Source organism: Mycobacterium sp. SVM_VP21 (assembly GCA_024758765.1).
Lineage (GTDB): Bacteria > Actinomycetota > Actinomycetes > Mycobacteriales > Mycobacteriaceae > Mycobacterium > Mycobacterium heraklionense_C.
Map to the genome: position 1 here is coordinate 2,166,465 of CP101406.1, position 26,152 is coordinate 2,192,616.

Here is a 26,152-nt window from a genome sequence, read left to right on the forward strand (position 1 = left end):
TCACAGTCGTCAGCGGGGCGCGAGGTAGCCGATCGGGCCTGCCGCGATGCACACCGACAGCGCTGCGGTGTCGGCGCGCGCGGACACGTTGTATCCGGCGCCGGGCAGTCGCACGAAGACGCGGTTGAGGCCCGGGCGGACCCGCACACGCACGTCGGGCCCGTCGGACAGTGACAGCGTCATCGCACCGTCGACGTTGGCCAGGTAGTTGATCTCGGCGGTCCAGTCCGCGGGCAGCAGTGGGCCGTCCAGCGGCATTGTCACCGGCCGGTCCGGCTGGATCAGATAGCCGCAGTGCGGCACCGGTCCGGGAACCAGGGAGCGGACCCATGTCACCTGGGCGTCGGTCACCGTCCCCGCGTTGGTCAGCATCCGCAACTGTGTCGTCGCCGAGGCGAACTCGGGACGGTCGCGCAGTAGGGCGAACATGTGGCTGGCCAAGTTCTCCGGGTAGACGACCCGCTGCAGCACCAGCGGGTCGACCTCCTGGTCCAGCATCGGCGCATCGGAGGCGGCGTGAGCCGCGGCCAGGCCATGCCGGGCGTTCTGCAGGTACGCGCGAGCCGGATCATCCCGCCAGCAGGTCAAGAACGTCACCGTCGAATACAGGCTGCTCGCGGTGAACGCCGCCGCCAGGCCGGTCACCGCCACGGTGCGCAGTGGTGAGGCATCCAGCCACCGCGACGAGTCCCGGTTCGGGGCGCACAACCCGACCGCGCCCAGGATCGCCAGCACCACGACGAGGTCGGCCAGGTAACGCAGGGTTTGCGCCAGCTCCAGCGCGGTGAACGCCGAGGAGCGCATCAGATAGATCGGCACCTGGCAGGCCGCCGCGTAGCCGGCCGCGGCTAGCCACACCGGCGCCAAGCGATGCTTGCGCGCCAGCGACACCGCCAACAGCCCGGCCAGCACCAGCCACCCCAGCGTCATCACCACTGGCCCCGGCAGCGCCCACGGCGAGGCCGGCGCCCAGCGTGCCCAGGTCCAGGGGCCACCGGCCAGGCTGGGCACGATGCCATGCGTGATCGAGCGCAGCAGCAGGTCGCGGGTCATGTCGAGGTCGAAACTCCACCGCTTCTGATTCACCACCGCCAGGTAGACCCCGATCCACCCCGCGGTCAGCACCAGCATCGCCGTCCACAACCGGACGCCGCTGCGCCACGCCCCGCTCAGCGCGGCATGCTCGCCGGCCATGTAACGCAGCAGCACCACCACCATGAACGCCACGAACGGGATCACCGCGGCCTTCTCGAAGAACAGCAGACCGCCGGCGTAGGCCAGTGCGCCGCTCAGCGTGTAGCGCCGATTCCCGGTGCGCGCCAACAGGATCGCCTCGGCACACACCCAGGACAATGCGGCGCACAGCGGTAGCGAGTTCAATCCCGCCGCCCACCAGGCGAAGGCCGGCAGGCCCAGTGGGGTCCACAGCGCGAAGGTCAGTGGTACCAGCAGCACCGGCCGCCAGCCCAGAATGACCCACAGCACGCGCAGCAGCGCGCACGACGACAGCAGCTGCAGTACCACCAGGCTGACCGCCGGCGCGGCCCACTGCAGCGGCCACAGTTTGGTGAGGGCGCCGGCCACCAGATACGCGCCGGGCATCACATGACCGTCGTGGTCGTCGAACAGGTATGCCGGCGACAACAGCGGGTGGGTCCCGGCCCGGCCGATCAGGATCAGGTCGTCCCAGTAGAAGTAGCCCCCGAACGCCACCACCGCCCGGACCACCAGCTGCGCGGCGATCAATCCCACCGCCGCCCACCAGACCCAAGGCAGGGCGGCGAATCGGGTGCGCATCAGTCTTTCTTACCTGTCGGTATGGTGGGCCGGTGCGAGCACTGGTCACCGGAGCAGCCGGGTTCATCGGATCGACGTTGGTCGACCGCCTGCGGGCGGACGGACACCAGGTCGTCGGGCTGGACAATTTCGCCACCGGCCGGGCCCTCAACATCGAGCATCTGGCAGGTGACGCCGGCTTCACCTTCGTCGAGGCCGACATCGTCTCCGCGGACCTGCAGGCGATCCTGGCGCAGCACCAGCCCGAGGTGGTCTTTCACCTGGCCGCCCAGATCGACGTACGCCACTCGGTGGCCGACCCGGTCTTCGACGCCTCGGTTAATGTCATCGGGACGATCCGGCTTGCCGAAGCCGCCCGGACGGCGGGGGTGCGCAAGATCGTGCACACCTCCTCGGGCGGGTCGATCTACGGCACTCCATCGCACTATCCGACCAGTGAGGACGTCCCCACGGACCCCGCTTCGCCCTATGCCGCCGGAAAGGTGGCCGGCGAGATCTACCTCAACACCTTTGGACACCTCTACGGGCTGCAGTGCTCCCACATCGCGCCGGCCAACGTCTACGGACCTCGGCAGGACCCGCATGGCGAGGCCGGGGTGGTGGCGATCTTCGCCCAGGCGCTGCTGGAGGGCAGGCCTACCAAGGTGTTCGGGGACGGCTCCAACACTCGTGACTACGTGTTCGTCGACGACGTGGTAGATGCTTTCGTGCGGGCCTCGGGTGAGGATGGCAACGGGCAGCGGTTCAACGTCGGCACCGGCGTGGAAACCTCCGACCGGCAGCTGCACACCGCGGTGGCCGCCGCCGTCGGTGCACCCGACGACCCGGAGTTCCACCCGCCGCGCCTCGGTGACCTGAAGCGGTCCTGCCTGGACATCTCGCGGGCCGCGGACGTGTTGGCCTGGCGCCCACAGGTCGCGCTGGCCGACGGGGTGACACGCACCGTCGCATACTTCCGGCAGATGAAGACCGTCTGAACTTTGTGGCATACTGGCCGGTCGGAGGGGAGTATTCCCCAATTCGCAGTGTCGTCATCACGTCGCCCGTCATCGGGTGACCGGCGCTGTGGGCCGGGCAGCCGGCGGAAGAGACCTCCAGCGCTGCTATGACGCTGGAGGCAATCCATGGATGTTTTCGCAATCGGCCGTTTCGGTCTGGACGCCGTTGGTGCCGTCGCATCGGCCAGCCTGGATCTCGCCGCCATCCCCCTGCGTGAGGGCGCCAAGATCCTGGCCGGTGAGCGCTCCGATCTGACCAGCCGACGGAGTTGGCGCGGTGCGGGCCGGGCCTGGATCGAGGTGCACGGGCTCGACGACTCCGACGGCGTAGATATTGGTGCCGAGGTTCTGGAAGCCCTGGGGGCCGAGCCCGGCGTCACCTCGGTGCGGCTGAACCGTCCGCTGTCGCGGGTTGTCGTCGAGATCGGCGATCACGTTTCGCTGGCCGATCTGTGCGCGGTGGTCCAGGCCGTCGAAAAGGGGCTCGAATTGACTGCGGCCGAAACCGCGGCGCTGCCGGGCGACGGACTGCTGCTGGCCACCAAGGGCGCGATGGTGGGCGCCAACGCGGTGGGGCTGGCGATCGCGACCGTGGGCAGCGCTATGCGCCTGCCCGCCGCGCCCAAGATCTTCGACGCCGCGGCGTCGGTGGCCCGCTATCAGCCGCTTGTCCGTGACGCGCTGGCAAGCCGGATCGGCCCGGCAAAGACCGACAGGGTGCTCTCGCTGGTCTCGCTCGCGTCGCACGTCGTCACCATGTCCCCGGCGATCCTGGCGGTGGACCTGATGGTGGAGGGCCTGAAGGCCTCCGAGACCCGCGCCGGGGCGCTGGCCTGGAACCGGTACGAGCCGGAGCTGGCCCGCTTCGCAGAACACTCGGACGTGCACACCACTGCGCGCCCCGTCCCGCGGCCGGACGGTATGGGCGAGCGCTACCTGAAGCGCACCGCGGTCGCCCAGGTGGTCGCGGCCGGGGCGGTGGGCGCGCTCACTCGCAACCTGGACATGACTTCGAGTGCCATCCTGGCCACCTCCCCGAAAGCGGTGCGCACCAGTTGCGAATCGTTCGCCGCAACCCTGGGGCAGGGGTTGGCCGACACGCACGGAGTGCTGCCGCTGCGGCCGGACAGCCTGCGCCGCCTCGACAAGATCGACACCGTGGTCATCGACCCGCGGGCGCTGACCGGTGAACAACGCCGGGTGGTGCAGATCCGCGGAGCGAGCGAGCACGAGCTGCCGAAGGCCTGGAACAGCGCCCAGAGCCTGCTCGACAAGCCCGGACTGCGCCCGGGCTGGCACCGGGTTCCCGGCATGACCGTCCGCGGGTCGACCCGCAAGGAGTCGGTGGACGCGCTGATCCTGCCCGCGCACCATGCGCTGGCCTCGGCGGTGGTCCTCGAAGCACGCGCCTCCGGCGCGGAGCTGGTCACGGTGGACACCGAGATCCTCGGCGAGCTGCGTCCCGGCTTCGACGACATCCGGCCGGTTTCCGGTGAAGATCTCGACGGCGCGCTGGCCGCGGCCGTCACCGACCTGCAGCAGGCCGGCCGCACCGTCGCGGTGCTGTCCACCTCGGCAGCCCACGCGCTGGCGTCGGCTGATCTGGCGCTGGGTGTCATGCCGACGAGCGAGCATGCCGACACCCCACCTCCCTTTTACGCCGACCTGCTGCTGGCCGACCTCGCCGGAGCATGGCAGGTGTTGCGTGCACTGCCGGCGGCCCGAACGGCCACCGAGCGCGGGGTCGCGATCTCGATCGGGGCGTCGTCCATCGCCGGGCTGCTGCTGGTCCGCGGGGTTCGGGCGACCATCCCCGGTGTCGGGGCGGGGCAGAGCCGCGGCCCGGGGCCGGTGACCGTCGGTGCCGGCGCCGGAATGCTGTCGGGGTATCTGCTGGCCCGCCGGGTGCTGCGGGCGCACGCACCCAAGCCGGCACCGGCCTACGAGTGGCACGCCATGACGGTCGAGCAGGCGCGCGAGCTCTTGTCTCCGGACGCGGTGACGCCGCTGGCCGAACGCGCGCCGGTCGACGCGGAAACGCAAGGCATGTTCTGGCCGTACTTCCACGCCGTGCGGGAAGAGTTGTCCGACCCGATGACGCCGATCTTGGCGCTGTGCTCGGCGGCGACCGCCATGCTGGGCTCGCCGATCGACGCCGTGATGGTGGGCACCGTGCTCACCGGCAACGCCATGCTGGCCGCTTATCAGCGGTTGCGGGCCGAGAGCCGCCTGAACACCTTGCTGGCCCAGCAGGCCCCGCCGGCCCGCGTCGTGCTGATGGACGCCGAGGGCATCCCGACCTACCACGAAATCCCCGCCGAACAACTGCTGCCCGGTGACCTGATCGAGGTTCGCAGCAACGAGGTGGTGCCCGCTGACGCCCGGACGATCGAGGTGTCCGACGTCGAGGTCGACGAGTCCGCGCTGACCGGCGAATCGCTGTCGGTCGGCAAACAGCTGGACCCGACTCCCGGCGCCGAACTGGCCGAGCGCAGCTCCATGCTCTACGCGGGCACCACGGTGATTGCCGGTAAGGCGCTGGCGATGGTGACGGCCGTCGGCGCCGACACCCAGGCCCGCCGGGCCTCCGAACTGGCCTCCGGCGAGCTGCCCGAGGTCGGTCTGCAGCACCACCTGTCCCAGTTGATGTACCGGACCTTCCCGTACAGCGCCGCCGGTGGTGTGGCGGTCGGCGCGCTCGGCCTGCTGCGCCAGGGCGGGCTGCGTGTCGCGCTCGGCAACGCGATCGCGGTCGCGATCGCCGCCGTCCCGGAGGGCATGCCGCTGATGGCCACCCTGGCCCAGCACGCGTCGTCGCAACGGTTGAGCAAAACCGGTGCGCTGGTGCGGATCCCGCGGTCGGTGGAGGCACTCGGCCGGGTCGACGTGGTCTGCTTCGACAAGACCGGAACGCTCAGTGAGAACCGGCTGCGGGTCGCCACGGTGCGCCCGCTTGAGGGATATTCCGACGACGACGTACTCGGTACCGCCGCGCAGGCGGCGCCGGCTCCCGACGGTGCGGCGCACGCGCACGCCACTGACCAGGCCATCGTCGAGGGGGCGGCGTCCGCCGCCGGCGCCCGGCCGTGGATCGAGCCGGACGCGCACCTGCCGTTCCGCTCCGGCCGGGCCTTCTCGGCATCGGTGCTGGGATCGGAGCTGCTGGTCAAGGGCGCACCGGAAGTGGTGTTGGGTGCCTGCGAGAACGTCGACGCCGCGGTCGAGCAGCAGGTGGCCGCGATGGCCGCCCAGGGCCTGCGGGTGATCGCGGTCGCCCACGGCAAGCTGACCGCCGCCCAGGTGCGGGCCGTCCGGGACGATTCCGAACGTCTCGTGGAGGTCAGTGCCTCCGGGCTGACGCTGCTCGGGTTCCTCGGCCTGGCCGATACCCCCCGGGCCGACGCTCCGCAGCTGCTCGCCGATCTGGCCGCCCGCGGCGTCGATATCCGGATGATCACCGGTGACCACCCGATCACGGCCACCGCGATCGCCGCCGAGATGGGCGTGACCGTGGCCCCCGAGCAGGTCATCACCGGCTCGGAGTGGAATGCCTTGAATCGCAAGGAACAAGAGCGGGTGGTCTGCGAGCGGGTGATCTTCGCCCGGATGTCGCCGGAGAACAAGGTGCAGATCGTCCAGACCCTGGAGCGCGCCGGCCGAGTGTCGGCGATGGTCGGTGACGGCGCCAACGACGCCGCCGCGATCCGCGCCGCCACGGTGGGGCTGGGTGTCGTTGCGCACGGCAGTGACTCGGCACATGCCACCGCCGACGTCGTGCTGACCGACGGCAAGATCGGTGCCCTGGTCGACGCGATCGACGAGGGCCGGCGCCTGTGGCGCGGTGTGCAATTGGCCATCTCCGGGCTGCTGGGCGGCAACGCCGGCGAAGTGATGTTCTCCGTCATCGGCACGGCGATCACCGGGAATTCACCGCTGAACACCCGCCAGCTGCTGTTGATGAACACCCTGACCGACGCGCTGCCGGCCACCGCCGTGGCGGTGAGCACGCCGGCGGGCCCGATCGGTGACGCGGTGCCCGGACTCGACGAGGGCAAACTGTGGCGTGCGGTGGCGTTCCGCGGCGGAGTCACCGCCGCGGCGGGCACCGCAGCGTGGGCGATGGCTTCGGTAACCGGTTTGCCGCAGCGGGCCGCGACGGTGGCGCTGATCTCGCTGGTGACCACCGAACTCGGTCAGACCGTGGTCGATTCGCGGGCGCCGATGGTGCTGGCCACCGCGGCCGGATCGTTCGCGCTGTTCGCGGCGATCGTCTCCACCCCCGGAGTCAGCCAGCTGTTGGGTTGCACGCCGGTTGGCCCGATCGGCTGGGCGCAGGGTCTGGGCACGGCCGCGGCGGCCACCGCCGCGGTGGCTGTGGCGAGCCGATTCTCGACCCCGACTAAGGAGATCGCTGCCCCGGCCAAGGAGATCGCGGCCCCCACCAAGGCGGTGGCGGCGGTTCCGGCGAAGAAGGCTCCGGCTGCCAAGAAGGCTCCGGCGAAGAAGGCCGCGGCCAAGAAAGCTCCGGCTGCCAAGAAAGCCCCGGCTGCCAAGAAGGCCCCCGCCGAGAAGGCCGTGCCGGCCAAGAAAGCACCGGCTAAAAAGGCCGCCGCGAAGAAGTCTTCCGCGAAGCTGGAGCTGGTGCGCTGAGACTGTCCCGTTACGCCGGCTGAAGCACTATCACCTGCGGCAGTCGTCGCTTGGATGCGGGTAGGCGAACCTCCAGCAGGCCGGCGCGCCAGAGCACGGCGTACAACTCGACCACCGGCACGGTGAGGAGTGCCCCCGTCACGTCGGCCAGAGGCTCTGCCATGATGTCGGTCCCCCGCATACCTGCAACGGTGAGGGCTCGAATCGGACGAACGGCAAACCCGCTGTTACCGCTGGGACAATTGTTGCCGAATTACTGTGTTTTGGGCGGCCCGGGTGGCCCAGGCGGTTCGGGCGGTTGGGCTTGGCCGAGCGCAATCACCCTCGCCAGCCGGGCGTAGCGCAGCTCCAGATCGCGGAATCGCATATAGGTGCTCAGCGTGGTGAACGCGAAAACCATGATCAGCACGTACAGCATCAGATCGGTGCCGCGGCGCACCCCGAGCCAGTTGGCCAACACGGTGGTGTCGTCGGGACGCAACACCGCATAGATACCGGCCACCACGAACACCAGGTAGCCGACCTTCACCCAGGCCCGCGACTGGGCGGAACGGCGCGACAGCAGCAGGTAGATCAGCAGCACCAGCACCGCCGCGATGAGCAGAACCTTTATCCAGTTCATCGCGACATCCTCTTACGTAGCAACCCGTCGAACAGGATGTTGACGCCGTTGAGCAGCGGCTGCCCCTTCGACTTCGAGTAGTCGGTGTAGAGCACCTCGACCGGCTCTTCGCCTACCCGCCAGCGGTTTTCGGCAATCAGGGCGATGAACTCCCCGGCATGGCTCATCCCGTTCATGGTGAGGTCGAGGCCATCGGCCACCCGCCGGTTGAACACCCGCAGGCCGTTGTGGGCGTCGGAGAGCCCAAGTCGGCGAATTCGCGGGTTGAGCCACACTGCGGTCCGCAGTACCGCTCGTTTGAGCGGCGGCACCGTCGCGGCAGCTTCGGGTGCGGCGAACCGGGTGCCGATCACGATGTCGAGGTCGGCGGTGTCGAGACGGTCGATCATGCGTGTCAGGTCGGCCACCCGGTGCTGGCCGTCGGCGTCGAAGGTGGCGAACAGTCGGGCGCCGGGCTGGCGGCGGGCGAACTCGACCCCGGTCTGGATGGCCGCGCCCTGACCGAGGTTGACCGGATGGTGCACCACGTAAGCGCCCGCGCGCCGCGCCGCGACGGCGGTGTCGTCAGCGCTTCCATCGTCCACGCAGACCACGTAGTCGAAAACCGAACGGATCCCGGCGATCACGTCACCGATGACGGTCGCCTCGTTGAACGCCGGGACGATGATCCAGACATCGGGGTAGCGGGTATCGATGTTTTAGAAAATACACGCCCGCCCGGCTTACGAATCGGTGCGCAACGCGGCCAGATGAACGGCGATTCCCACCAGGGGACCGCACAGCAGGGCCACCACGGTTCTGGTCGGCAGGTCCAACGGCAGCAGCAGGAGCAAGGTCGAGGCCACCGTGGCGCCCACCCAGCCCAGCGCATAGGCGCGGTGCAGTGCCGCGGCCACCGTCGCCGCTCCGGTCAGCGTCAGCAGCGCGATCGCGGTGGCTGCCGTCGTCAGTCCGGCCAGCAGCAGGCCGTCGGCGCGGTAATCCGCGCCGAACACTGCGCGCAGCAGCCAGGGTCCGAGCAGGCCCGCCGCCACCGTGCCCACCGCGCCCAGTGCGGCGACGGCCGCTGCCGGCGTGCGCAGTGCCCGCAGCCGGCGGCCGCGCTGGTCGACGAAGTGCGCGATCAGGTTGCCCTGCATGGCGGTCAGCGGCACCAGCAGCGGTGCTCGGGTCACCGTGACCGCCAGGATCACCACGCCGCCGGCAGCACCCAATTCGCCGTAGGTGGCCTGCAGCAGCACCGGAAAACCCATCACCAGGATCGCGCTGGCCCCGGCTGCCGTGATCGAATGCGCCGCACCGCGCAGGAATCCCGCCGTGCTCACCGGAGTCACCAGTCGTGCTGCGGAGCGGGCCTTGGGTGAGGCGGCCAGCAGCAGCAGCCAGGCCAGTGCGCCGGCCACGGTGGCCCACAAGAATCCGACCAGGCCCCAGCCGACGACGAACGTGGCGGTGGCCACGGCCACCCTGACGCTCGCATCGGTCACCATCAGCGCGCCGTACTGCGTCCAGCGGTTGGCGCCGGCCAACATGCCGAGCAGGGTGGCGTGCACCGCAAAGTTGGCCAGCCCGAAGCACAGCAGCCCAACCGACAGCCAGCGCGCCTCGACGAACACGTGGCCGCTCCACAGCGGCGAACTGACGGCAACTACCGCGGCCGCCACCAGCCCGCTCAGTCCGGCCACCCGCAGCGGGCGGGTGTGTGGTGTGGAGGGGCGCTCGCCCGCGGAGCCTCCGGCAAACCGGACTTCCCGGGTGGTCTCCTGCAGCAGGCCGTTGGCGGCGCCGTTGACCAGTCCGAACGCACCCCAGAACACGCCGAACACCGAGAAACCCGCCGGGTCGAGGTCTCGCGCCGCCAGATACAGCACCGCGTAGCCGCAGAGCGCGCTGAGCAGGGTTGCGGTTCCGACCCGGGCCATACTGGCGCGGGCGACAGGACCAGTGGCCAGCCCACGGGGGAACCCGGGGGATCCGGTACCACCGACATCGGTCACCACGGCGAAAATACTAAGCGGGCCGCGGGGTACGGTCGGGCGGCCCGCTGAACTGACTCGCTGACCGGAGGCCCGCTGTTGGACCCGTCGCTGCTGGAATGGCTGCTGACATTCGCGGGCTTGGGCGTGGTGCTCGGTTTCGACCTATTCCTGGTCGCCCGCCGTGTGCACGAGCCGTCGATGCGCGAGGTCGCGATCCGGCTGTCGTGCTACATCGGGCTGGCGGTGGCCTTCGGCATCTGGGTGTGGCATTTTCACGGCGCGAAGTACGGCATGCAGTTCTACGCGGGCTGGCTGACCGAGTACAGCCTGTCGGTGGACAACCTGTTCGTGTTCGTGATCATCATGAACAGCTTCAACGTGCCCAAGAAGTACCGGCAGGAGGCGCTGTTCGTCGGCATCATCATGGCGCTGTCGTTTCGGGCGGTGTTCATCGCGCTCGGCGGGGTCGCCGTGCAGCGGCTGTCCTGGACGTTCTACGTGTTCGGCGCATTTATGGCCTACACCGCGATCAAACTGCTGCGTCACGACGACCCCACCGGCGAGGGTGCGGGCGAGGGGGGCAACAACGCCGTGGTGCGTTTCGCCCGCAGCCACCTCAACGCCACCGAGGGCTGGGGCTCGGGGGTTCGGTTCTTCGTCCGGGACCGCGCCGGGGCGTGGGCCATCACGCCGATGTTTCTCGTTGCGCTCGCGTTGGGCACCACCGACCTGGTGTTCGCGATGGACTCCATTCCGGCCATCTACGGGTTGACTCGTCAGCCCTACCTGGTGTTCACCGCCAACGTGTTTGCCCTGATGGGCCTGCGGCAGCTGTTCTTCATCCTCGGTCAGATGCTGAGCCGGCTGGTGTATCTGTCCCAGGGGCTGGCGGTGATCCTGGGGTTCATCGGGGTGCGGATGGTGTTGCACGCGCTGCGCACCAACGACATCTGGTTCATCAACGGGGGCCGCAACTTCAACGTCCCGGAGATCCCCACCCCGGTCAGCCTGGCGGTCGTGGTGGGAGTGTTGCTGCTGACGACGGGCGCGAGCCTGTACCGGACCCGCGGGTCTACCTCAGCCGAGTGAGAAGACCGGGAACGACGACGCCGCGGCCCGCAGTTCGTCGTCGCTGGAATCCGGTGTCAGCCCCGGCACGTAACCCTTGACCTGCCAATACCATCGTTGTAGATAGCGGCGCAGCAACTCCGGTTTGTCGTCGTCGGACACCTCGGTGACCCCAGCCGGCTGCGGACGCCACCGAGGACCGATCTCGATCTCGCCGGCGGCGCGCACATTGCGAACCCATTCGGTGTTGCCGCGCGGCGAAACCAGGTAGTCCACCCGGTCGACGGTCAGCAGATTGATCACGACGCCACGGCGCTTGCCGCTCTTGCGGCCGCGCACGGAGATCGCACGGGTGCCGGCAATGCTGATGCCCGCCTCGGCCAGCTTGCGGATCACCGTATTGGCGAATCGGGCGGCTGCATTGGGTCGGTCGTATCCGGCGGCCATGGTCGTCCCCCTTTAGCGGAAAAATTTCGAGGGCACCGCTCTCGTTGTGCTGATCGTGACACATCGTAGTGGCTAAAACAAGAGCGGTGCTCTCATATCTGTCAGACTGGTGCCGTGGGAAAACGGCAGGAGTCGCGGGAACGCATTGAGGCGCAGATCATCGAGGTCGGACGGCGTCATCTGCGCACCCACGGGGCGGCCGGGCTATCGCTGCGAGCGGTCGCCCGTGATGTGGGCATGGTGTCCTCGGCGGTCTACCGGTACGTGGGCAGCCGCGACGAGTTGATCACCCTGCTGCTGGTCGACGCCTATAGCGATCTGGCCGATGCGGTGGACCGGGCCCGTGCATCGGCGTCGTGGCGTGAGGACATCGTCGCGATCGCCCACGCGGTGCGGGACTGGGCGTTAGCCCAGCCGGCCGGCTGGGCGTTGCTGTACGGCAGCCCGGTTCCCGGCTATCACGCGCCTGCCGAGCAGACCGTGGCCCCGGGCACCCGGGTCGTCGGCGCGTTCTTCGAAGCGATCGCGGCGGGCGTCGCAGCCGGCGACATTGCGTCGGGCAACAGCGTTGCAGCGCAACCGCTATCGGCGGACTTCGAGCGACTCCGCCAGGAATTCGACTTCCCCGGCGACGATGCCGTCGTCGCGAAATGCTTCCTGCTGTGGGCCGCCCTCGTTGGCGCGGTCAGCCTGGAAGTGTTCGGCGGGTACGGCGAGGACACCCTCTCGGCACCGCGGGTGGTTTTCGACATCCAGCTCGGACTGCTCCTGGACGTGCTGGGGGTCAGTGACCGGAGGTCTTGAACCGCTCGATCGACCGGGTGATCTCGGCCTCGGCTTCGGCGCGGTCCACCCAGTCGGCGGCCTTGACGAACTTGCCCGGCTCCAGGTCCTTGTAGTGCACGAAGAAGTGCTTGATCGCGTCCAGCTCGTAGGCGGGCACGTCGCTGATGTCCTGGATGTGGTCCCACCGGTGGTCGCCGGCCGGCACGCACAGCACCTTGGCGTCGCCGCCGGCCTCGTCGGTCATCTGGAACATCCCGACCGGACGTGCCTCGACCAGCACACCGGGGAACACCGACTGCGGCAGCAACACCATCGCGTCCAGCGGGTCGCCGTCCTCGCCGAGGGTGTCCTCGATGAAGCCGTAGTCGGTGGGGTAGCCCATCGGCGTGTACAGGTAGCGGTCGAGCTTGACACGCCCGGTGGCGTGGTCGACCTCGTACTTGTTGCGCTGGCCCTTGGGGATTTCGATGGTCACGTCGAATTGCACCGGGTCAGTCTAGAGCGGCCCGGATTGACGCCCCGACTCCGCCCGTCCGGCACAATTGCGCCTGACAGGGGAGGAGCGACATGCAACCCACTCGGTGGCGAGACAGCAGTGCCCATCTGGGCATCGCGGCCGCGGTGCTGGCGTTGGCCGCCGCCGTGGTGGTCGTGGCGGTCGTTGTGCTGCCGGACGAATCCGGCGCAGGTGCGCACGTCGTGTCGCCGGCGCCGGTGGCGACCGCCAAACCCGGGGTGGTTCCGGTCTCCGACGACGCTCCGGTGCCGGTCGGCAGTGCCTTGGCGTCTGCCCTGGCCCCCGCGTTGGCCGACCCGAATCTGGGCCGGCTCACCGGCCGAATCACCGATGCCGTGACCGGCAAAGCGCTCTGGACGCAGCAGGAAGACCTGCCGATGCAGCCGGCGTCCACCAACAAGGTGCTGACCGCAGCGGCTGCCCTGCTGGCGCTGGATCAGGGCGCGCGGGTCACCACCCGGGTGACGGCCAGCGATCAGCCCGGAGTGGTGGTGCTGGTGGGTGGCGGCGACCCCACGTTGTCGACGGCCGAGGTCGGCCAGGACACCTGGTACCGCGAAGCCGCCCGCATCAGCGATCTGGCCGATCAGGTTCGCCGCAGCGGGGTGAGCGTCACCGAGATTCAGGTCGACACGTCGGCGTTCACCGGCCCGACCATGGCTCAGGGCTGGGACGCCGAGGACATCGAAGGCGGTGACATCGCCCCGATCGAGGCGGTGATGGTCGACGGCGGCCGAGTCCAGCCGACCACGGTCGAGTCCCGGCGATCGACGACGCCCGCGCTGGACGCCGGAAAGGCCTTGGCCGCGGAGTTGGGCGTCGACCCCGACAACGTGAGCATCGCGTCCGCGTCGGTGACCGGACGCGAGCTGGGCGTGGTCCGATCGGCACCGCTGGTGGTCCGTCTCGGCGAGATGATGAACGCCTCGGACAACGTGATGGCCGAATCCATTGCCCGCGAGGTGGCCGCGGCGATGGGCCGGCCCCGCTCGTTTGCCGGAGCCGTTGACGCGGTGACCAACCGGCTGGCCACCGCCCACATCGCGGTCAGCGGAGCCAACCTGCAGGATTCCAGCGGATTGTCGGTCGACGACCGGTTGTCGGCCCGGACGCTGGATGCGGTGGTGCAGGCGGCCGCCGGGCCGGACCTGCCCGAGCTGCGTCCGCTGCTGGACATGCTGCCGGTCGCCGGCGGCAGTGGCACGCTGTCCGAGCGGTTCCTCAACCCCAAGACCGGGCGCGGCGCGGCCGGCTGGTTGCGGGCCAAGACCGGCTCGCTGACCCGCACCAATGCATTGGCCGGCATCGTCACCGACCGCGACCAGCGGGTGCTGACGTTTGCGTTCATCTCCAACGACGCCGGCCCTACCGGGCGCACGGCGATCGACGCGCTGGCCGCGGTGCTGCGAACCTGCGGATGCAGATGAGCGAATCCGACGTCGGCAGCGCGGTGGACTTTGAGTTCGCCGCGACCGTCGGTGGCTGGCTGGCACGGCCCGCACCGCCGATGACCGACTACACGCGCCGCCAGGTCATCGAAGAACTGCACACCAGCGCCCGCGCGGCAGAACCGCTGGTCCGAGAGGTCACCGGTCTCGGCGAGGACGGCCCGGTCCTCGACGCTCGCGTCGTCGACCGGCGGCAGTGGATCGCCGCGGCCGCCGAATCGATGCGGGTGATGATGGGTGCCTCGGAGCGGCCCGCCGGTTTCCTCACCAGCCGGCTGACCGGGGCGCAGACCGGCGCGGTGTTGGCCTTCGTCTCCTCGGGCATCCTCGGGCAATACGACCCGTTCTGCGCCGGTGGTGGCGCGCTACTGCTGGTCTATCCCAACGTGGTCGCCGTCGAGCGCCAGCTGCAGGTGACGCCGGCCGACTTCCGGTTGTGGGTGTGCCTGCACGAGGTGACGCACCGCGTGCAGTTTCGCGTCAACCCATGGCTGGCCGGCTACATGTCGGATGCCCTGGCGGTACTGACCGGCGACGGCAGCCCGGACCTCACCCAGGTGGTGGGCCGGTTGTCCGACTATCTGCGGGGCCGCCAGAACGACGCCGAGTCGCCGGGCCCGTCGGGGATCCTGGGCCTGGTGCGGGCGGTGCAATCCGAGGAGCAGCGCACCGCGCTGGACCAGTTGCTGATGCTGGGCACGCTGCTCGAAGGCCACGCCGACCACGTGATGGACGCGGTCGGGCCGCTGGCGGTGCCGTCGGTGGCGACCATTCGGAGCCGCTTCGAGGAACGCCGTCAGCGCAGCCAGCCGCCGCTGCAACGGCTGTTACGGGCGTTGCTGGGCCTCGACGCCAAGATGAGCCAGTACACCCGAGGCAAGGCCTTCGTCGACGCCGTGGTCGGTCGCGTCGGCATGGACCGGTTCAACGCGGTGTGGTCGGGCCCACAGACGCTGCCGCTGCCCGCCGAGATCGAAGAGCCCCAGCGGTGGATCGACCGGGTGCTGTAGCCGCGCTGCGCGCCGCGTTGGGGGCCTTCGCCGAGCGGCATCTGCCGCAGGGGGGAGGCTGGGCGGTCGCGTTGTCCGGTGGACCGGATTCGCTGGCCTTGACCGCCGTTGCCGCCGCGATGCGGCCCACCACCGCGCTGATCGTCGACCATGGGCTGCAAGCCGGTTCGGCCCAGGTGGCCGAGACCGCGCGCCGTCAGGCGCTCGAACTGGGATGCGTTGACGCGCAGGTTATTCCGGTGTCCGTCGGAGTTCAGGGCGGTCCGGAGGCTGCGGCGCGCACGGCCCGCTACGCTGCGCTCGCCGATGCCCGCGGCCGGGACCCGATACTGCTGGGGCACACGCTCGACGATCAGGCCGAGACAGTGCTGCTCGGGCTGGGCCGCGGTTCGGGAGCCCGGTCGATGGCCGGGATGCGGCCATACGACGCGCCGTGGTGCCGGCCGCTGCTGGGGGTGCGGCGCGCCCAGACCGTACAGGCCTGCGCCGAACTGGGGCTGACGCCGTGGCTCGATCCGCACAACAGCGACGCTCGCTTCACCCGGGTGCGGTTGCGCGCCGAAGTGCTGCCGCTGCTGGAGGACGTGCTGGGCGGCGGGGTGGCCGAAGCCCTGGCCCGGACCGCGATCGCGCTGCGGGAGAACACCGAACTCATTGACGGCTTGGCCGAGCAGGCGCTGCTCGGCGCCACCGCGGGCGCCGCGTTGGACGTTGCTGCGCTGGCGACCTTGGCGGGTCCGGTGCGCCTGGCGGTGATCCGGCGCTGGCTGATCGATGGAGGCGGACGCGGCCTGACCGACCTGCAGATCCGTGCGGTCGACCGGCTGGTGACCGCCTGGCGTGGCCAGGGCGGGGTGGCGATCGGATCGGACCTGCGGGGGCAGCGGTTGTTCGCGGTTCGCGGCGACGGCCTGCTGCGGCTGCGCAGCGAGCCGGTCTGAGCCGCGGGCGTGATTTCCTCCGCTGCAGTTGGTTGTCGAACTCCCGCCATGGCACGCTGTGCTGGTGGCTGCGATCTTGCCGGGGGAGAAACCCGAGTTGTACGCGGGTGACATCAAATCGGTGTTGCTGACCGAGGAGCAGATCCGGACCCGCACTGCCGAACTCGCCGCGCAGATCGCCGAGGAGTACGCCGACGGCCATGCCGAGAGCGGCGACCTGCTGCTGATCACCGTGCTCAAGGGCGCCGTGCTGTTCGTCACCGATCTCGCCCGGGCGATCCCGCTGCCCACGCAGTTTGAGTTCATGGCGGTCAGCTCTTACGGATCCTCGACGTCGTCGTCGGGGGTGGTGCGCATCCTCAAGGACCTCGACCGCGATATCAGCGACCGCGACGTGCTGATCGTCGAGGACGTCGTCGACTCCGGGCTGACCCTGTCGTGGCTGCTGCGCAATCTGGCCACCCGCCGGCCCCGGTCCCTGCGAGTGTGCACCCTGCTGCGCAAACCCGACGCGCTGGGGGCCGACGTCGACATCGCCTACGTGGGCTTCGACATCCCGAACGACTTCGTGGTCGGCTACGGCCTGGACTACGCCGAGCGCTACCGCGACCTGCCCTACATCGGCACCCTGGACCCGCGGGTTTATCAGGGCTGAACGCCGCTGTATGGGCGACGGCAGCTGACCTTCAGATCTGGTGCATCGCCGGTTTGCGCCGGCCCCGCGACAGGAATCGAGTCAGGCTCGCGATTCGCCCTATGGCGCCGCCGGCGATCTGCACATCCTCAGCGGTGAGAGTCCGTTCCGATCGCAGCTCGGCATGGTAGCCGGCATCTTCGATGGCCGCGCACAGGTCGGCGACGGACACGGTGGGGTCGGCGTCGATCGTGGCGGTCGCAGTCGGAAAGTCTACCGATGCTTGCACCCCAGTGATCGAGTTCAATTTCAGTGCGATATGCGCCTCGCACATCCGGCAGGTCATACCGGTCACGTCGAGTTGGATCCGTCGAATGTCGGACAAGGCTTCTCCTTCTTCAGGTCCTCTGTTAGTGGTCGTCAGAAGGGACTGTCCGGTTCCACGCCGCAACCGTGAGCCACCAGCTCGACCAGCCGCGAAGGTGGGGCGGCCAATTCGGTGACCGTATCGACATGCAGGTCCAAACTGGCGTGGCCGGCAAGGTATTGCGCGTAGGACCGTCCACCCAGGCGCAACCCCAGGGTGAGCCAGGCGTCGATAACCGCCCACCGACGCGGGTTGCATCTGGCCCAGTCACTGGCATCCAAGTGCTGCTTCCAGCGTTCGACGTCGTATTCGCGGGAACCGAAGTGAGCCAGAAATTTCGAGTACTCGACGGGTGTTCCCCGCAGCGCGGTGAGGTTGTGTCCCAGGGGCTCCGACAGCATGCCCAAAATCGCTGCCGCTGCCGACCGGCTGCTGGTGACCTCCTCGGTCAGCTGCACGGCGGGGTAGGCGCGCAGTGCTGAGCACGCATCGGCGAGTGCGACCAGAATATCGGCCGTTATCCGCAGTTGGTGCGGCTCGCCCAACACCCGGGGTAGCCGCACCAGGGAGAAGGCCAGGTGACCAGCGTTACGCGCGACAATCAGCTCGGCCAGCGCCTTGGACGCCGCGTAGGGATAAGGCGCGGCACGCGGATCGACAACTTGCGGTGTTGCCGGTTGCGCGCTCACCACTGAGGTCGACAAATGCACCAACCGGGCGTCGTGTGCTGCGCAGGCCGCAGCGATGGTCAATACCGCTTCCACATTGGCCGGCCGCAGCTCCCGATAGGGCACCACCACATTGGTATTGCCGATGGCGTTGACCACGGTCGCTGCGTGGGTGGTGCGGATCAGCTCAGGGATGCGTTGCGGGGCAATGTGTTCGATGCGAACACCGTCGACCCCGGCCAGCTCTCGCCAGGGACCGGCATCGGGCAGTTCCGAGGTGGTGGCCAAGACCAGCTCCGAATCGAATCCGTGGGTGCGCAGATCGACCGCAGCTCGGGCAAAGCCGGTGCCCAGGATTCCCGAGGCGCCGAACACCACAACGGTGCCGGTGCCATCGGAGCTCAGGCTTAATGCGGGGTAGGGCAGCGGTGGAGCCAAGATCGCGAGATCGTCGTCGATCTCGGCAGCGGTGACCTCGTCCACCCCCACCCCGTCGGTGCTTTCGATCAACCGGCTGGCACTGTCGGCGCTGATCACATCCAGCAACGACACGTGTCGGCCGAGGTAGCGTCGGGTGGCAGGCAGGATACGGATCAGATCCAGCGAGCCGACACCGTCGCCCAGCAGTGAGGAGTCCGGCCGCAGGTCACGGTCCAGATGCCGACTCCACAAATGCGCCAGGCCGTTTGCTTGGGCCGGCGCTGCGCCGGCTTCTGCTTGCTGAGTCTTGGGCAGACGACCCGAATCAACCTTGCCACCGGGCTTGCGTGGAACCTCCGGGACGCCGGACACCACGAAACCGGGGACTCTCGCCGCCAGCAGGATGCCTCGAATGCGTTCTGCTGCAGCAGAATCGGTAGACCCTATCTTGGTGTCCGGGGTCTGAAACCAAACTCCGAGCCGGGTGCCGTCCGGTTCGACCGCGACATCGCAGATCGCGGGATCCTCGGCGATCAGCCGGGTGACTTCGGCAGTGTCGACGCGCTTGCCGGCAAGCTTCACGACGGCGTCCTTGCGACCCGCAAACACGGGAAAGCCCGCGCCGTCGATGCTCACCCGGTCTGCGGTGGCAAACGCACGCAGCGGCGAACCGTCGACGGCGAGTACGGTGCCAAAGTTGGTGCTGGCAATACCCACGTAGCCCGCAGACACCTGGTCGCCGAGCAAAACCACCTCACCGAATGCGATGAAAACGGTGTTTGGAGCCGGAGGTTTCCCCAGTCGCCGTTGGCAACTGGGCTCGACCACAGTCTCCTCCCCGTTCAGCGGCAGGTACGTCACCACCACCGTCGCCTCGGTGGGACCGTAGCTGGAAATCAGCGCGACGTCTGAATCACTGCTGAACGCATGCCACCGCTCGACGGCGCGGGGGCGGACCGCCTCTCCACCGATCACGATTTGGCGCACGCGTGATTTCGCCACGGTGGCAAGCATGTCGGGTTCGTCGCAGCACAGGTGCCAGATGGCGGTAGGCAGATCGAGGACCGTAGCGCCGTGGCGGATCAGGTCTTCTCCCAGTCGCGTGAGATCTCCGCTTCGCGTTGCCGCCGAGCGAACCAGAGCGGCACCGGATTGCGCGGCGCCGAAAATCTCCTCCACACTGATATCTGACGTCAGAGCCGCACATTGCAAGACGGTGTCGTGCTGCTCCCATCCGTAGGCCAGCCGCGCTCCCCGACAGAAGATCGCCAGTGTGCCGTGAGTGATCGGCACCAGCTTGGGACTGCCGGTAGAGCCTGAAGTGGGCATGACGTAGGCGATCCGTTGCGCCAAGTCATGGTCGTCGCGGACCTGTTGAAGGCGGTCCGAAAGGCGGGAGGACGGTGCCGGCAGGTCGGTATTTCCGATGTCGACCAATCGTGCTGAAAGCCCACCTTCCGAACGGAGGGCCGCTAGGCGGCTTTCGAGTTCGTCGGCGCTTTCGCAGACGCTGTAGCCGCAACCGGCCAGATGGCATGCGACCAAGAGATCGATGGTCTTGTCGGTGTGATCGTCGGTGAATACCAACAGCTCACCGGGCTCGACGCCCGAACTCACCAGCCAAGAGATCCAAGAATCGATATACCGGCGGCGTTGGCGCCAGCCGTCGATGTCGGTGTTCGGGTCGAGAAACCACGCCGACACGGCCGGCCTTGTCGGGTTGGGCGCGATATCGGTGGCATGGCACCTTCCGTCGGTGTCAACCTCGAACCACTGGCCCACACTCATTGCGACGGGCTGATCCCAGTGGGCCGGCATCTTCAGCAGTACTTGGGCGATCAGGACTGCGATTTCCGGGGATTGGGTCCGGTTTGGGTGATCGCCATCCCAGATCGACAGCGTCAGAGTCTGATGCGGATCGTCTTGGACGGCTGCCACGGTCAGCCCCTCGATCGGCCCGATATCTGTGGTAGCCGGCATGGCGTCTAGGAACGGACGCAGTTCGGGCGCGCAGGGATCCGGAAGAAAGTTGAGCGCCAATGCGTCGGTCTGGGGAGTCCGGTTGATCGTCAGATAGATGCGGCGATACAACTCCTCCCGGAACCAGCGCCGCCGAACGGCTTTGACGTATCCGCGGTCAACATTGGCCACGAGATCTCGCAGTGATGCGAATGCCGGGAAGCGAACAGATTGGGCAACCGAGTTGACGATGCAGGTGGCCACCTCAAGAGCGGGCTCACCAAACCGATTGTCGATGGCGTGCACCACCAAGGCATCGGTACTGCTTCGACGGCCTGCATCGACCGCGACGGCGGCTGCCGTCACCAACACATGCAGCGGCACTTGTGCCCGAGCGGCCAGCTTCGTGATCGCTTCGTAGTCGGATCCGGTGATCTGGACCGACTCGCGCAGCACCCCTCGGCGAGCACTGCCTGACGTCGGTGGCGATTGCGGATAGCTGCCAGTGGTTGCCTCGCCTGCCAACTCCCGCTGCACCGATTCGGTCAGTCGCCGTTGTGCGGCGTCAACTTGTTCGGCTTCCCGGCGGTGAGCTTCGGCGAGGCGCTCGAGGCCGGCGGCTATGGCGGGCAATTCGGAGCTTCCGGCAGAAAGGTTGCGGCCCAGGTCGGCTTCGATCAGACCGGTCGCACCACCGTCGAGCAGAAGGTGGTGGGCGTGCATGTCCAGGCCCACCACGTCGCCGCTCGAATCGACTTGCACGGTGTAGCGCACCAGCGGCCGGGACAAAATCCCCGAATCCCATTCCCGCACCAGCGGTTCTGCGCCGTCATGGGACATGCGCATGAGATCGTCCGCCCGCAGCCGCGGAACCAGGTGAGGATACTGCGCTTCGGCCTGTTCGAGAACGCACAATTGCACCGGGTTGCGTTGGACAGCGGCTGCCAATGCGAGCCGGAATCGGGGAAGCGGTATGGGCGACAAGCGATACCGGCGGCCGATCAGATACAGCGTGGGATCGGCATCCTGCAGCACGCCGCGGTAAATGTTCTGCTGGGAGACTGAAAGCGGGATGGACACCGGGGAAGGGCAGTCAGACATGCCGGCCGGGATCTTCCAGCTCGGCAACCCAGCCGGTGATCGACAGGTCGCGCGCCAAACGTGCCGGTAGCTCAGACTCGCGGTCCACTCCGAGACGCTTCATCAACAAGACGAATCGAACCGAGTCCAGGCCGAGGTCCCGCAGGTCGGTGCCGTCGCCGTCGAAGAGGTCGGCTTCGTCGATGTAGAGCACATCGCAGACCGCGGCGAGGATCCGCTGGCGGATGGTCTCAACCATGTGCGCGAGCGTCGATCGCTGCGGCCAGCGATGTACGCATGACCTTGCCGGACTGGTTTCGCGGAATGCTGTTCACCAGGACGATCCGCGACGGTCGGGCGGCGGATTCCACCTCGCTTCGGTAACGGGCTGCAATTGTCTGTTTGAGGCTGCGAACACTGGCCTCGTTGAGTTTTTCCGACGCGACCACCGCCAGGCCGACGAGGGCTCCGAACTCCGGGTCTGGGATCTCGTAGCATGCCGCCTCGCGGACCCCCGGAATGGATTCTGCGACACGGTCAACCTCGTCGGGGGCAACATTGACTCCGCCGCAGATGATCATCTCCGAGGCCCGCCCCCGGATGTAGAAGTACCCGTCGCTGCCTTCGTCGAGCAGGTCACCGGTGTTCACCCACCCGTCACGCAGTACTTCGTGGGTCCGGTCTGGGTTGTTCCAGTACCCCAGCATGTTTGCCGGCGAGTTGATCCACAACGTTCCCGACGAGGCCGGCGGGCCGGCCGGTCCGCTGCCATCGCCGTCGAGGTGAACCCGCACGCCGGGGTAGGGTCGTCCGACCGCTCCTGCCTCGATGGCGGCGATCGACCCCGGCGCGGTGGGAAGACACAGTGCGGTGCAACCAGTTTCGCTCAGCCCATAGACCTGGGCGGTGCGTATACCCGCGGTCTCAACGAACTGCACGTCGGATGCGATAGCCCGCGATCCGCCGTAGCCGAGAAAACGCAGCGAAGGCGGCACCGATGCGCCGGTCGCTTTCAGCTCGGCGACCAGACGTGAGAGCAGTGTCGGGACCAGGCAGACCGTAGCGACCTCGTTGGTCGTGAGTATCTCCAACAGCGACGCTCCGTCTTCGCCGCCGGTTACGCACGTACCACCCTGCATCAGGCAGTTCAGAATCCACCACAGGCCACCGATGTGCGTGGCCGGCAACGGCGAGTACGCGACTTCGCCTATCACCCAATCGATCCACGTCAAGCCGGTCTCCCGCAAGATGTCGGCGACGGCGTAGAAGGTCCGATTGGCCAGCAGCACCGCCTTCGGTTCGCCGGTGGTGCCGCTGGTGAAGATCATCGCCAGCGGGTCGTCGGCGCCGCCGTTCGTCCCCGGGAGCACGTCGCGAGCTGTGAGCGGGGCGCTGTCTTCGGCCACCGACAGCGTCGGTACCGCGGCGAGGGTCTCCGGTGGGTCGGAAAGGGACAGTCGGGCACCCTCGGTGCACAGAACTGCGGCGGGTTGCGTGAGTTCGGCGAACCGTTCGACGGTGGCCACCGGCAGATAGCCGTCCGCCAGAACGGCAATGGCGCCCAGTCGGGCGCAGGCAAGCACCGCGAGGTATGTCTGCGGTCCGTTGTCGGAAATGACAAGTACGCGAGAGCCCAGGGACACCCCACTCGCCTGCAGTGCTGCGGCCAGGCGTTCCCATTCGGTTGCCAGCTCCTGGTAGCTAAACGGACTACTTCCGTCGCAACGACGTAACGCGATGGCGTCGGGGCGTTGGCGCACGTGTTCGAGAATGCGATCCAATACGGACGTGTGGGCCGGACTCATCATGTCAGCGTGCCTATTCTGTGTTGTCAGCCGGGGATGTTCAGTGCGGCCAGTTCGAATTCGCCGAACGCTGAACCGCCTTGTTCGTCCCAGAATTCGATTGCGCACGGCACACGCAGATACCGCACCGTGCGTTGCACGATCTCGAAGTTTCGGCATTCCAGCCGGGCACTGAACTTGTTGGCATCTATCGGCCTCTTGAACCGTGACGATGAGGTTCTGATGAACATGCTGGACAGCTGGTGCTTGCAATAGTCTTCCAGCCTCCAACCTCGGAAGGCCGGAATGATGCCATCGCCGATGGCCGGTGCAAAAGCGCTGTAAGCGAGCTGGTTGAAACACAGCACCAACTCGACCGCGTTGAAATGTCCAGTGCTACGGATGTAGGCGGACTCGGCGATCGTGAAGTTACCTTGAGCTAGAACAGAATCAGCGTCGGCCTGCGACACCGCCTCGATCAGATATCGGCATCCCTTGTAGGTATAGGGCTCCAGAACGGTGGCCAGCACGTCCTCGTCGATCGGTGCTGCGTCGCTTAGTGCGGTATGAGGCGAAGCGATGCCGCTCATGCGGCGTATCCCGGAGTCTGGTGGCCGTCGAGCATGGTCAACCGATACGTGGTCAAAGTTCCTTGAGAGCTGCCGTGCTTGGCGCGATGCATCAGAACTCGGTTGTCCCACAAGATGATATCCCCAACCTCGTAGTGCTGGGTGTGGATAAAGGGATGCGTGAAATCCGGATCAAGTTGCCCGGTCGACTCCATGAGCTGTTGCAGGATCTCTGGGTCGAGTACCCGACCGTCCTGGCCGTCGATTCGAGTGGTCCCCGACGCGCAGATATACAGGATCTCCTCCCCGGTCTTCGGATGCCGGATCACGGTTGGCCATTTGATCGGCGGCGTGGTCCGGGTAATCTCGTCCCACAGTTCCCCGATCGGCCGATATACGTCATCGGGACGGATCTTGATGTGCCGCCGGGGATCATGAGTGCTCAACGTTCCTCGGGCGGCGTCCTGCAGGGCGGCGGGCACCGACAACCACGCCTGGTTGAGGTCGATGAAGTAGGTTCCCCGGTCAGGTCCGGGAACGGTCAGGGGTAACACCATCGAGAATGCGAACGGCTCGGGCATGAACATGTAGTCGATGTGCCAGAACGCGCCGGTTCGCGGAACGCCTTGGTGTTCCTCCGTGGAAGATACGAAGATCTCCGGAAACTCGTGATGGTGGTACATGGATTCGTAATAGGGCACGATGTCGCCGACGATCCTGCCCAGCTGCAGGTACTGCTCCGGCGAGGGGTGAACGCCTTTGAGGATGACGAGCTTGTTGGCGTAAACGATCTCGCGAATTTCGTCGCGGGTGATGGTGCTCAGATCGTTGGGGTCGACCCCGGTGATCTGCGCTCCAAGGCCGGTGCCGCTGACGGTTAGCGTCATCCGATCTGGCTTTCCTTGCTCATTGTTCCTTTCCCTCCTTCATCGGTTGTGTTAGTTGCTCTACCTCGTCGGAGACGCACCAGCTGGTCGGCAAGATCGGTACTCGCCGGATTTCGCCAGCGTGCCCCGTGAGTCCAGCGGCGCGGGTGGAGGCGACCACTGCTGAGATGGCCTCGGGTCGTTCGGCAGGGCCGGCATCGGAGCCCGCCGCCATGACAGGACCATCGCCAGCCTGGAGGAACTCGTAACGGTTGCCGTGCATACGAACCCGGCCTGTGCTACGTCGACTGCGTCGGCTGCGGGCGTCAGCGGCGATGACCCGCGGAGAGGCCACGCGGCTGGAAGCCGCAGCGCTGTTGGAGGCAGCCATATCGTCTTTGGGTCCGGTCTCGACCCCGGGTGGTCCCCAGCCGGAGACAACATAGGGAATCAGCGCGGCAACGCCGTCGGCGCTCGGGATGGCCGCGGGTGCGCTCGGTCCCGGTGCACCGGCGGTGCCGCCCAGGCCGGCGGAGGAGCCGGCCGCAGCGGGCGGTGCCACGCTCGCCGCAACGGGAATGTCCATGCTTCCCTCACCGGTTAACGGAGCGATGAAGTCTGGTCCTTGATCAGCCGGGATCTGTTGGCCGTTCAGCAGCGGCAGCAACTTCAGGGCGCTCAACGCGCTGAGCGCAGGAGCGAAGAACGGCAACAGCAACAGGCCATATGACGCGTAGTAGGGGTACCACAACACGTCGTAGGCGATCAATGCGACCGCCGCCAGAAAGGCGGCGATCACCGGGTTGAAGCCTAGGTTTTGGAAGAAGTCCTCGAAGATACGCAGCAGCTCTTCGACATTGCCGGCATTGTTGAGAAGTTCACTGATGAGGCGGGAAAGTTCCTGCAGCCAATTGCCGTCTCCAACGCCTTCTTGGGAGGTGGCTGCGGCGGGGTTGGAGACGATGGGTGGGGCGGGGCGGATCTGCGGGGTCGCTGCGAGGGCTGCGGTGGCGGTGCCCTGATATACGGACATGGTCTCGGCGGCCTGCACCCACATCCGCGTGTAGTCGGCCTCGTTAGCGGCAATCGGGACGGCGTTCACTCCGAAGAAGTTCGTGGCGAGCAGCACCGCGTGGACCGCGTGGTTGGCGGCCAGTTCTTCGAGGCTGGGCATCGAGGACACTGCGGCGCTATATGCGGAGGCAGCCGTCTGGTGTTGTGCGGCAGTCGTAGCAGTGTCGGCGGCTGCCTGTTCCAACCAGGTCAGGTACGGCGTGTGCGCGGACAGATACGCCGTCGCGGTGGGCCCCTGCCAGTGGCCGGTCTGCACCGCAGCCAGTACCTGGGTCAATTCAGCGGCGGTGTCGTCGTAGATGACACTGAGCTGCTGCCACTGCGCGGCGGCTGCCAACAGCGGCCCCGGCCCTGGGCCAGCTGCGAGCATGGCGGAGTGTGTCTCCGGAGGCATTGCCATCCAGATCGGGGCGGTCAGGATGGCACCTCCTCTGATGTTGTGGATTGCGCGGAACGCAAAGCGCGGGC

At 67.6% G+C, this 26,152-nt stretch carries 22 protein-coding genes; 8 read left to right on the top strand and 14 right to left on the bottom strand.

Features of this window, described 5'->3' with window-relative positions; translation table 11 throughout:
* Window positions 1–9: 9 nt before the first annotated feature.
* Window positions 10–1,797: a hypothetical protein gene (locus NM962_09970; protein ID UVO14290.1), complete on the bottom strand. Its 1,788-nt coding sequence runs from the start codon at window positions 1,795–1,797 to the stop codon at window positions 10–12.
* Window positions 1,798–1,829: 32 nt separating this feature from the next.
* On the opposite strand from NM962_09970, the gene NM962_09975 reads away from it, so the two are divergent.
* Together NM962_09975 and NM962_09980 are read left to right on the top strand one after the other, a co-directional pair.
* The gene (locus tag NM962_09975; protein UVO14291.1) at window positions 1,830–2,774 is read left to right on the top strand and encodes a GDP-mannose 4,6-dehydratase; all 945 of its coding nucleotides are present in this window, start codon (window positions 1,830–1,832) and stop codon (window positions 2,772–2,774) included.
* 147 nt (window positions 2,775–2,921) lie between these two features.
* The gene (locus NM962_09980) at window positions 2,922–7,445 is read left to right on the top strand and encodes a cation-translocating P-type ATPase (GenBank protein ID UVO14292.1); all 4,524 of its coding nucleotides are present in this window, start codon (window positions 2,922–2,924) and stop codon (window positions 7,443–7,445) included.
* Between the two features lie 10 nt (window positions 7,446–7,455).
* Here the strand turns inward: NM962_09980 and NM962_09985 are convergent, their stop codons facing one another.
* The 4 genes from NM962_09985 to NM962_10000 form a co-directional block, all read right to left on the bottom strand.
* Window positions 7,456–7,608, bottom strand: a complete 153-nt coding sequence (locus tag NM962_09985) for an Rv1535 domain-containing protein (GenBank protein ID UVO14293.1) — start codon at window positions 7,606–7,608, stop codon at window positions 7,456–7,458.
* A 90-nt stretch (window positions 7,609–7,698) separates the two neighbouring features.
* Window positions 7,699–8,067 carry a DUF2304 domain-containing protein gene (locus NM962_09990; protein UVO14294.1) on the bottom strand — a complete coding sequence of 123 codons (369 nt, stop codon included), beginning with the start codon at window positions 8,065–8,067 and terminating at the stop codon, window positions 7,699–7,701.
* Window positions 8,064–8,762 (bottom strand): glycosyltransferase family 2 protein, encoded by a 699-nt coding sequence (locus NM962_09995; GenBank protein UVO14648.1) that lies wholly within the window; start codon window positions 8,760–8,762, stop codon window positions 8,064–8,066. The genes NM962_09990 and NM962_09995 overlap by 4 nt, the downstream gene beginning before the upstream one ends.
* Window positions 8,763–8,789: 27 nt before the next feature.
* Window positions 8,790–10,064: a hypothetical protein gene (locus NM962_10000; protein UVO14649.1), complete on the bottom strand. Its 1,275-nt coding sequence runs from the start codon at window positions 10,062–10,064 to the stop codon at window positions 8,790–8,792.
* Between the two features lie 78 nt (window positions 10,065–10,142).
* On the opposite strand from NM962_10000, the gene NM962_10005 reads away from it, so the two are divergent.
* Window positions 10,143–11,135, top strand: coding sequence for a TerC/Alx family metal homeostasis membrane protein (locus NM962_10005; GenBank protein ID UVO14295.1), 993 nt, complete (start codon window positions 10,143–10,145; stop codon window positions 11,133–11,135).
* On the opposite strand, the gene NM962_10010 is transcribed toward NM962_10005, so the two are convergent.
* A complete protein-coding gene (locus NM962_10010; protein ID UVO14296.1) occupies window positions 11,124–11,561 on the bottom strand; it encodes a nitroreductase/quinone reductase family protein in 438 nt (145 codons plus the stop codon). The genes NM962_10005 and NM962_10010 overlap by 12 nt on opposite strands.
* 114 nt (window positions 11,562–11,675) lie before the next feature.
* On the opposite strand from NM962_10010, the gene NM962_10015 reads away from it, so the two are divergent.
* A complete protein-coding gene (locus tag NM962_10015) occupies window positions 11,676–12,365 on the top strand; it encodes a TetR/AcrR family transcriptional regulator (protein ID UVO14297.1) in 690 nt (229 codons plus the stop codon).
* Here the strand turns inward: NM962_10015 and NM962_10020 are convergent.
* Window positions 12,346–12,834, bottom strand: a complete 489-nt coding sequence (locus NM962_10020) for an inorganic diphosphatase (GenBank protein UVO14298.1) — start codon at window positions 12,832–12,834, stop codon at window positions 12,346–12,348. The genes NM962_10015 and NM962_10020 overlap by 20 nt on opposite strands.
* A gap of 80 nt (window positions 12,835–12,914) precedes the next feature.
* Between NM962_10020 and dacB the strand changes: the two genes are divergently transcribed.
* The 4 genes from dacB to hpt are packed head-to-tail and all read left to right on the top strand — an operon-like array spanning window position 12,915 to window position 16,918.
* Window positions 12,915–14,291: a D-alanyl-D-alanine carboxypeptidase/D-alanyl-D-alanine-endopeptidase gene (dacB, locus tag NM962_10025; GenBank protein UVO14299.1), complete on the top strand. Its 1,377-nt coding sequence runs from the start codon at window positions 12,915–12,917 to the stop codon at window positions 14,289–14,291.
* Complete coding sequence (locus NM962_10030; GenBank protein ID UVO14300.1) at window positions 14,282–15,322, top strand: zinc-dependent metalloprotease; 1,041 nt, start codon at window positions 14,282–14,284, stop codon at window positions 15,320–15,322. Before dacB ends, NM962_10030 begins: the two co-directional genes overlap by 10 nt.
* Window positions 15,301–16,263: a tRNA lysidine(34) synthetase TilS gene (gene tilS / locus NM962_10035; protein ID UVO14301.1), complete on the top strand. Its 963-nt coding sequence runs from the start codon at window positions 15,301–15,303 to the stop codon at window positions 16,261–16,263. Before NM962_10030 ends, tilS begins: the two co-directional genes overlap by 22 nt.
* Window positions 16,264–16,285: 22 nt before the next feature.
* On the top strand, window positions 16,286–16,918 hold the full coding sequence (gene hpt, locus NM962_10040) for a hypoxanthine phosphoribosyltransferase (GenBank protein UVO14650.1): 633 nt from the start codon (window positions 16,286–16,288) through the stop codon (window positions 16,916–16,918).
* A gap of 31 nt (window positions 16,919–16,949) precedes the next feature.
* Here the strand turns inward: hpt and NM962_10045 are convergent, their stop codons facing one another.
* From NM962_10045 to NM962_10075, 7 genes are read right to left on the bottom strand one after another with little or no spacing between them, the layout of a single operon-like run.
* Complete coding sequence (locus tag NM962_10045) at window positions 16,950–17,282, bottom strand: heavy-metal-associated domain-containing protein (protein ID UVO14302.1); 333 nt, start codon at window positions 17,280–17,282, stop codon at window positions 16,950–16,952.
* A 35-nt stretch (window positions 17,283–17,317) separates the two neighbouring features.
* Window positions 17,318–21,391, bottom strand: coding sequence for an AMP-binding protein (locus tag NM962_10050; GenBank protein UVO14303.1), 4,074 nt, complete (start codon window positions 21,389–21,391; stop codon window positions 17,318–17,320).
* A gap of 13 nt (window positions 21,392–21,404) precedes the next feature.
* Window positions 21,405–21,638 (bottom strand): acyl carrier protein, encoded by a 234-nt coding sequence (locus NM962_10055; GenBank protein ID UVO14651.1) that lies wholly within the window; start codon window positions 21,636–21,638, stop codon window positions 21,405–21,407.
* 4 nt (window positions 21,639–21,642) lie between these two features.
* A complete protein-coding gene (gene fadD10 / locus NM962_10060; GenBank protein ID UVO14304.1) occupies window positions 21,643–23,196 on the bottom strand; it encodes a fatty acid--CoA ligase FadD10 in 1,554 nt (517 codons plus the stop codon).
* Between the two features lie 26 nt (window positions 23,197–23,222).
* Window positions 23,223–23,765: an FcoT family thioesterase gene (locus NM962_10065; GenBank protein ID UVO14305.1), complete on the bottom strand. Its 543-nt coding sequence runs from the start codon at window positions 23,763–23,765 to the stop codon at window positions 23,223–23,225.
* Window positions 23,762–24,631 (bottom strand): TauD/TfdA family dioxygenase, encoded by an 870-nt coding sequence (locus tag NM962_10070; protein UVO14306.1) that lies wholly within the window; start codon window positions 24,629–24,631, stop codon window positions 23,762–23,764. Before NM962_10070 ends, NM962_10065 begins: the two co-directional genes overlap by 4 nt.
* A gap of 19 nt (window positions 24,632–24,650) precedes the next feature.
* Window positions 24,651–26,054, bottom strand: a complete 1,404-nt coding sequence (locus NM962_10075; GenBank protein ID UVO14307.1) for a PPE family protein — start codon at window positions 26,052–26,054, stop codon at window positions 24,651–24,653.
* Window positions 26,055–26,152 lie beyond the last annotated feature (98 nt).

Coding starts and splice junctions, on each gene's coding strand:
- NM962_10065 (UVO14305.1), bottom strand. CDS start 23,765: ATGAGCGGCATCGCTTCGCCTCATACCGCACTAAGCGACGCAGCACCG.
- NM962_10030 (UVO14300.1), top strand. CDS start 14,282: ATGCAGATGAGCGAATCCGACGTCGGCAGCGCGGTGGACTTTGAGTTC.
- NM962_10075 (UVO14307.1), bottom strand. CDS start 26,054: ATGCTCGCAGCTGGCCCAGGGCCGGGGCCGCTGTTGGCAGCCGCCGCG.
- NM962_09970 (UVO14290.1), bottom strand. CDS start 1,797: ATGCGCACCCGATTCGCCGCCCTGCCTTGGGTCTGGTGGGCGGCGGTG.
- fadD10 (UVO14304.1), bottom strand. CDS start 23,196: ATGAGTCCGGCCCACACGTCCGTATTGGATCGCATTCTCGAACACGTG.
- dacB (UVO14299.1), top strand. CDS start 12,915: ATGCAACCCACTCGGTGGCGAGACAGCAGTGCCCATCTGGGCATCGCG.
- NM962_09990 (UVO14294.1), bottom strand. CDS start 8,067: ATGAACTGGATAAAGGTTCTGCTCATCGCGGCGGTGCTGGTGCTGCTG.
- NM962_09980 (UVO14292.1), top strand. CDS start 2,922: ATGGATGTTTTCGCAATCGGCCGTTTCGGTCTGGACGCCGTTGGTGCC.
- NM962_10070 (UVO14306.1), bottom strand. CDS start 24,631: ATGACGCTAACCGTCAGCGGCACCGGCCTTGGAGCGCAGATCACCGGG.
- NM962_09985 (UVO14293.1), bottom strand. CDS start 7,608: ATGGCAGAGCCTCTGGCCGACGTGACGGGGGCACTCCTCACCGTGCCG.
- NM962_10010 (UVO14296.1), bottom strand. CDS start 11,561: ATGGCCGCCGGATACGACCGACCCAATGCAGCCGCCCGATTCGCCAAT.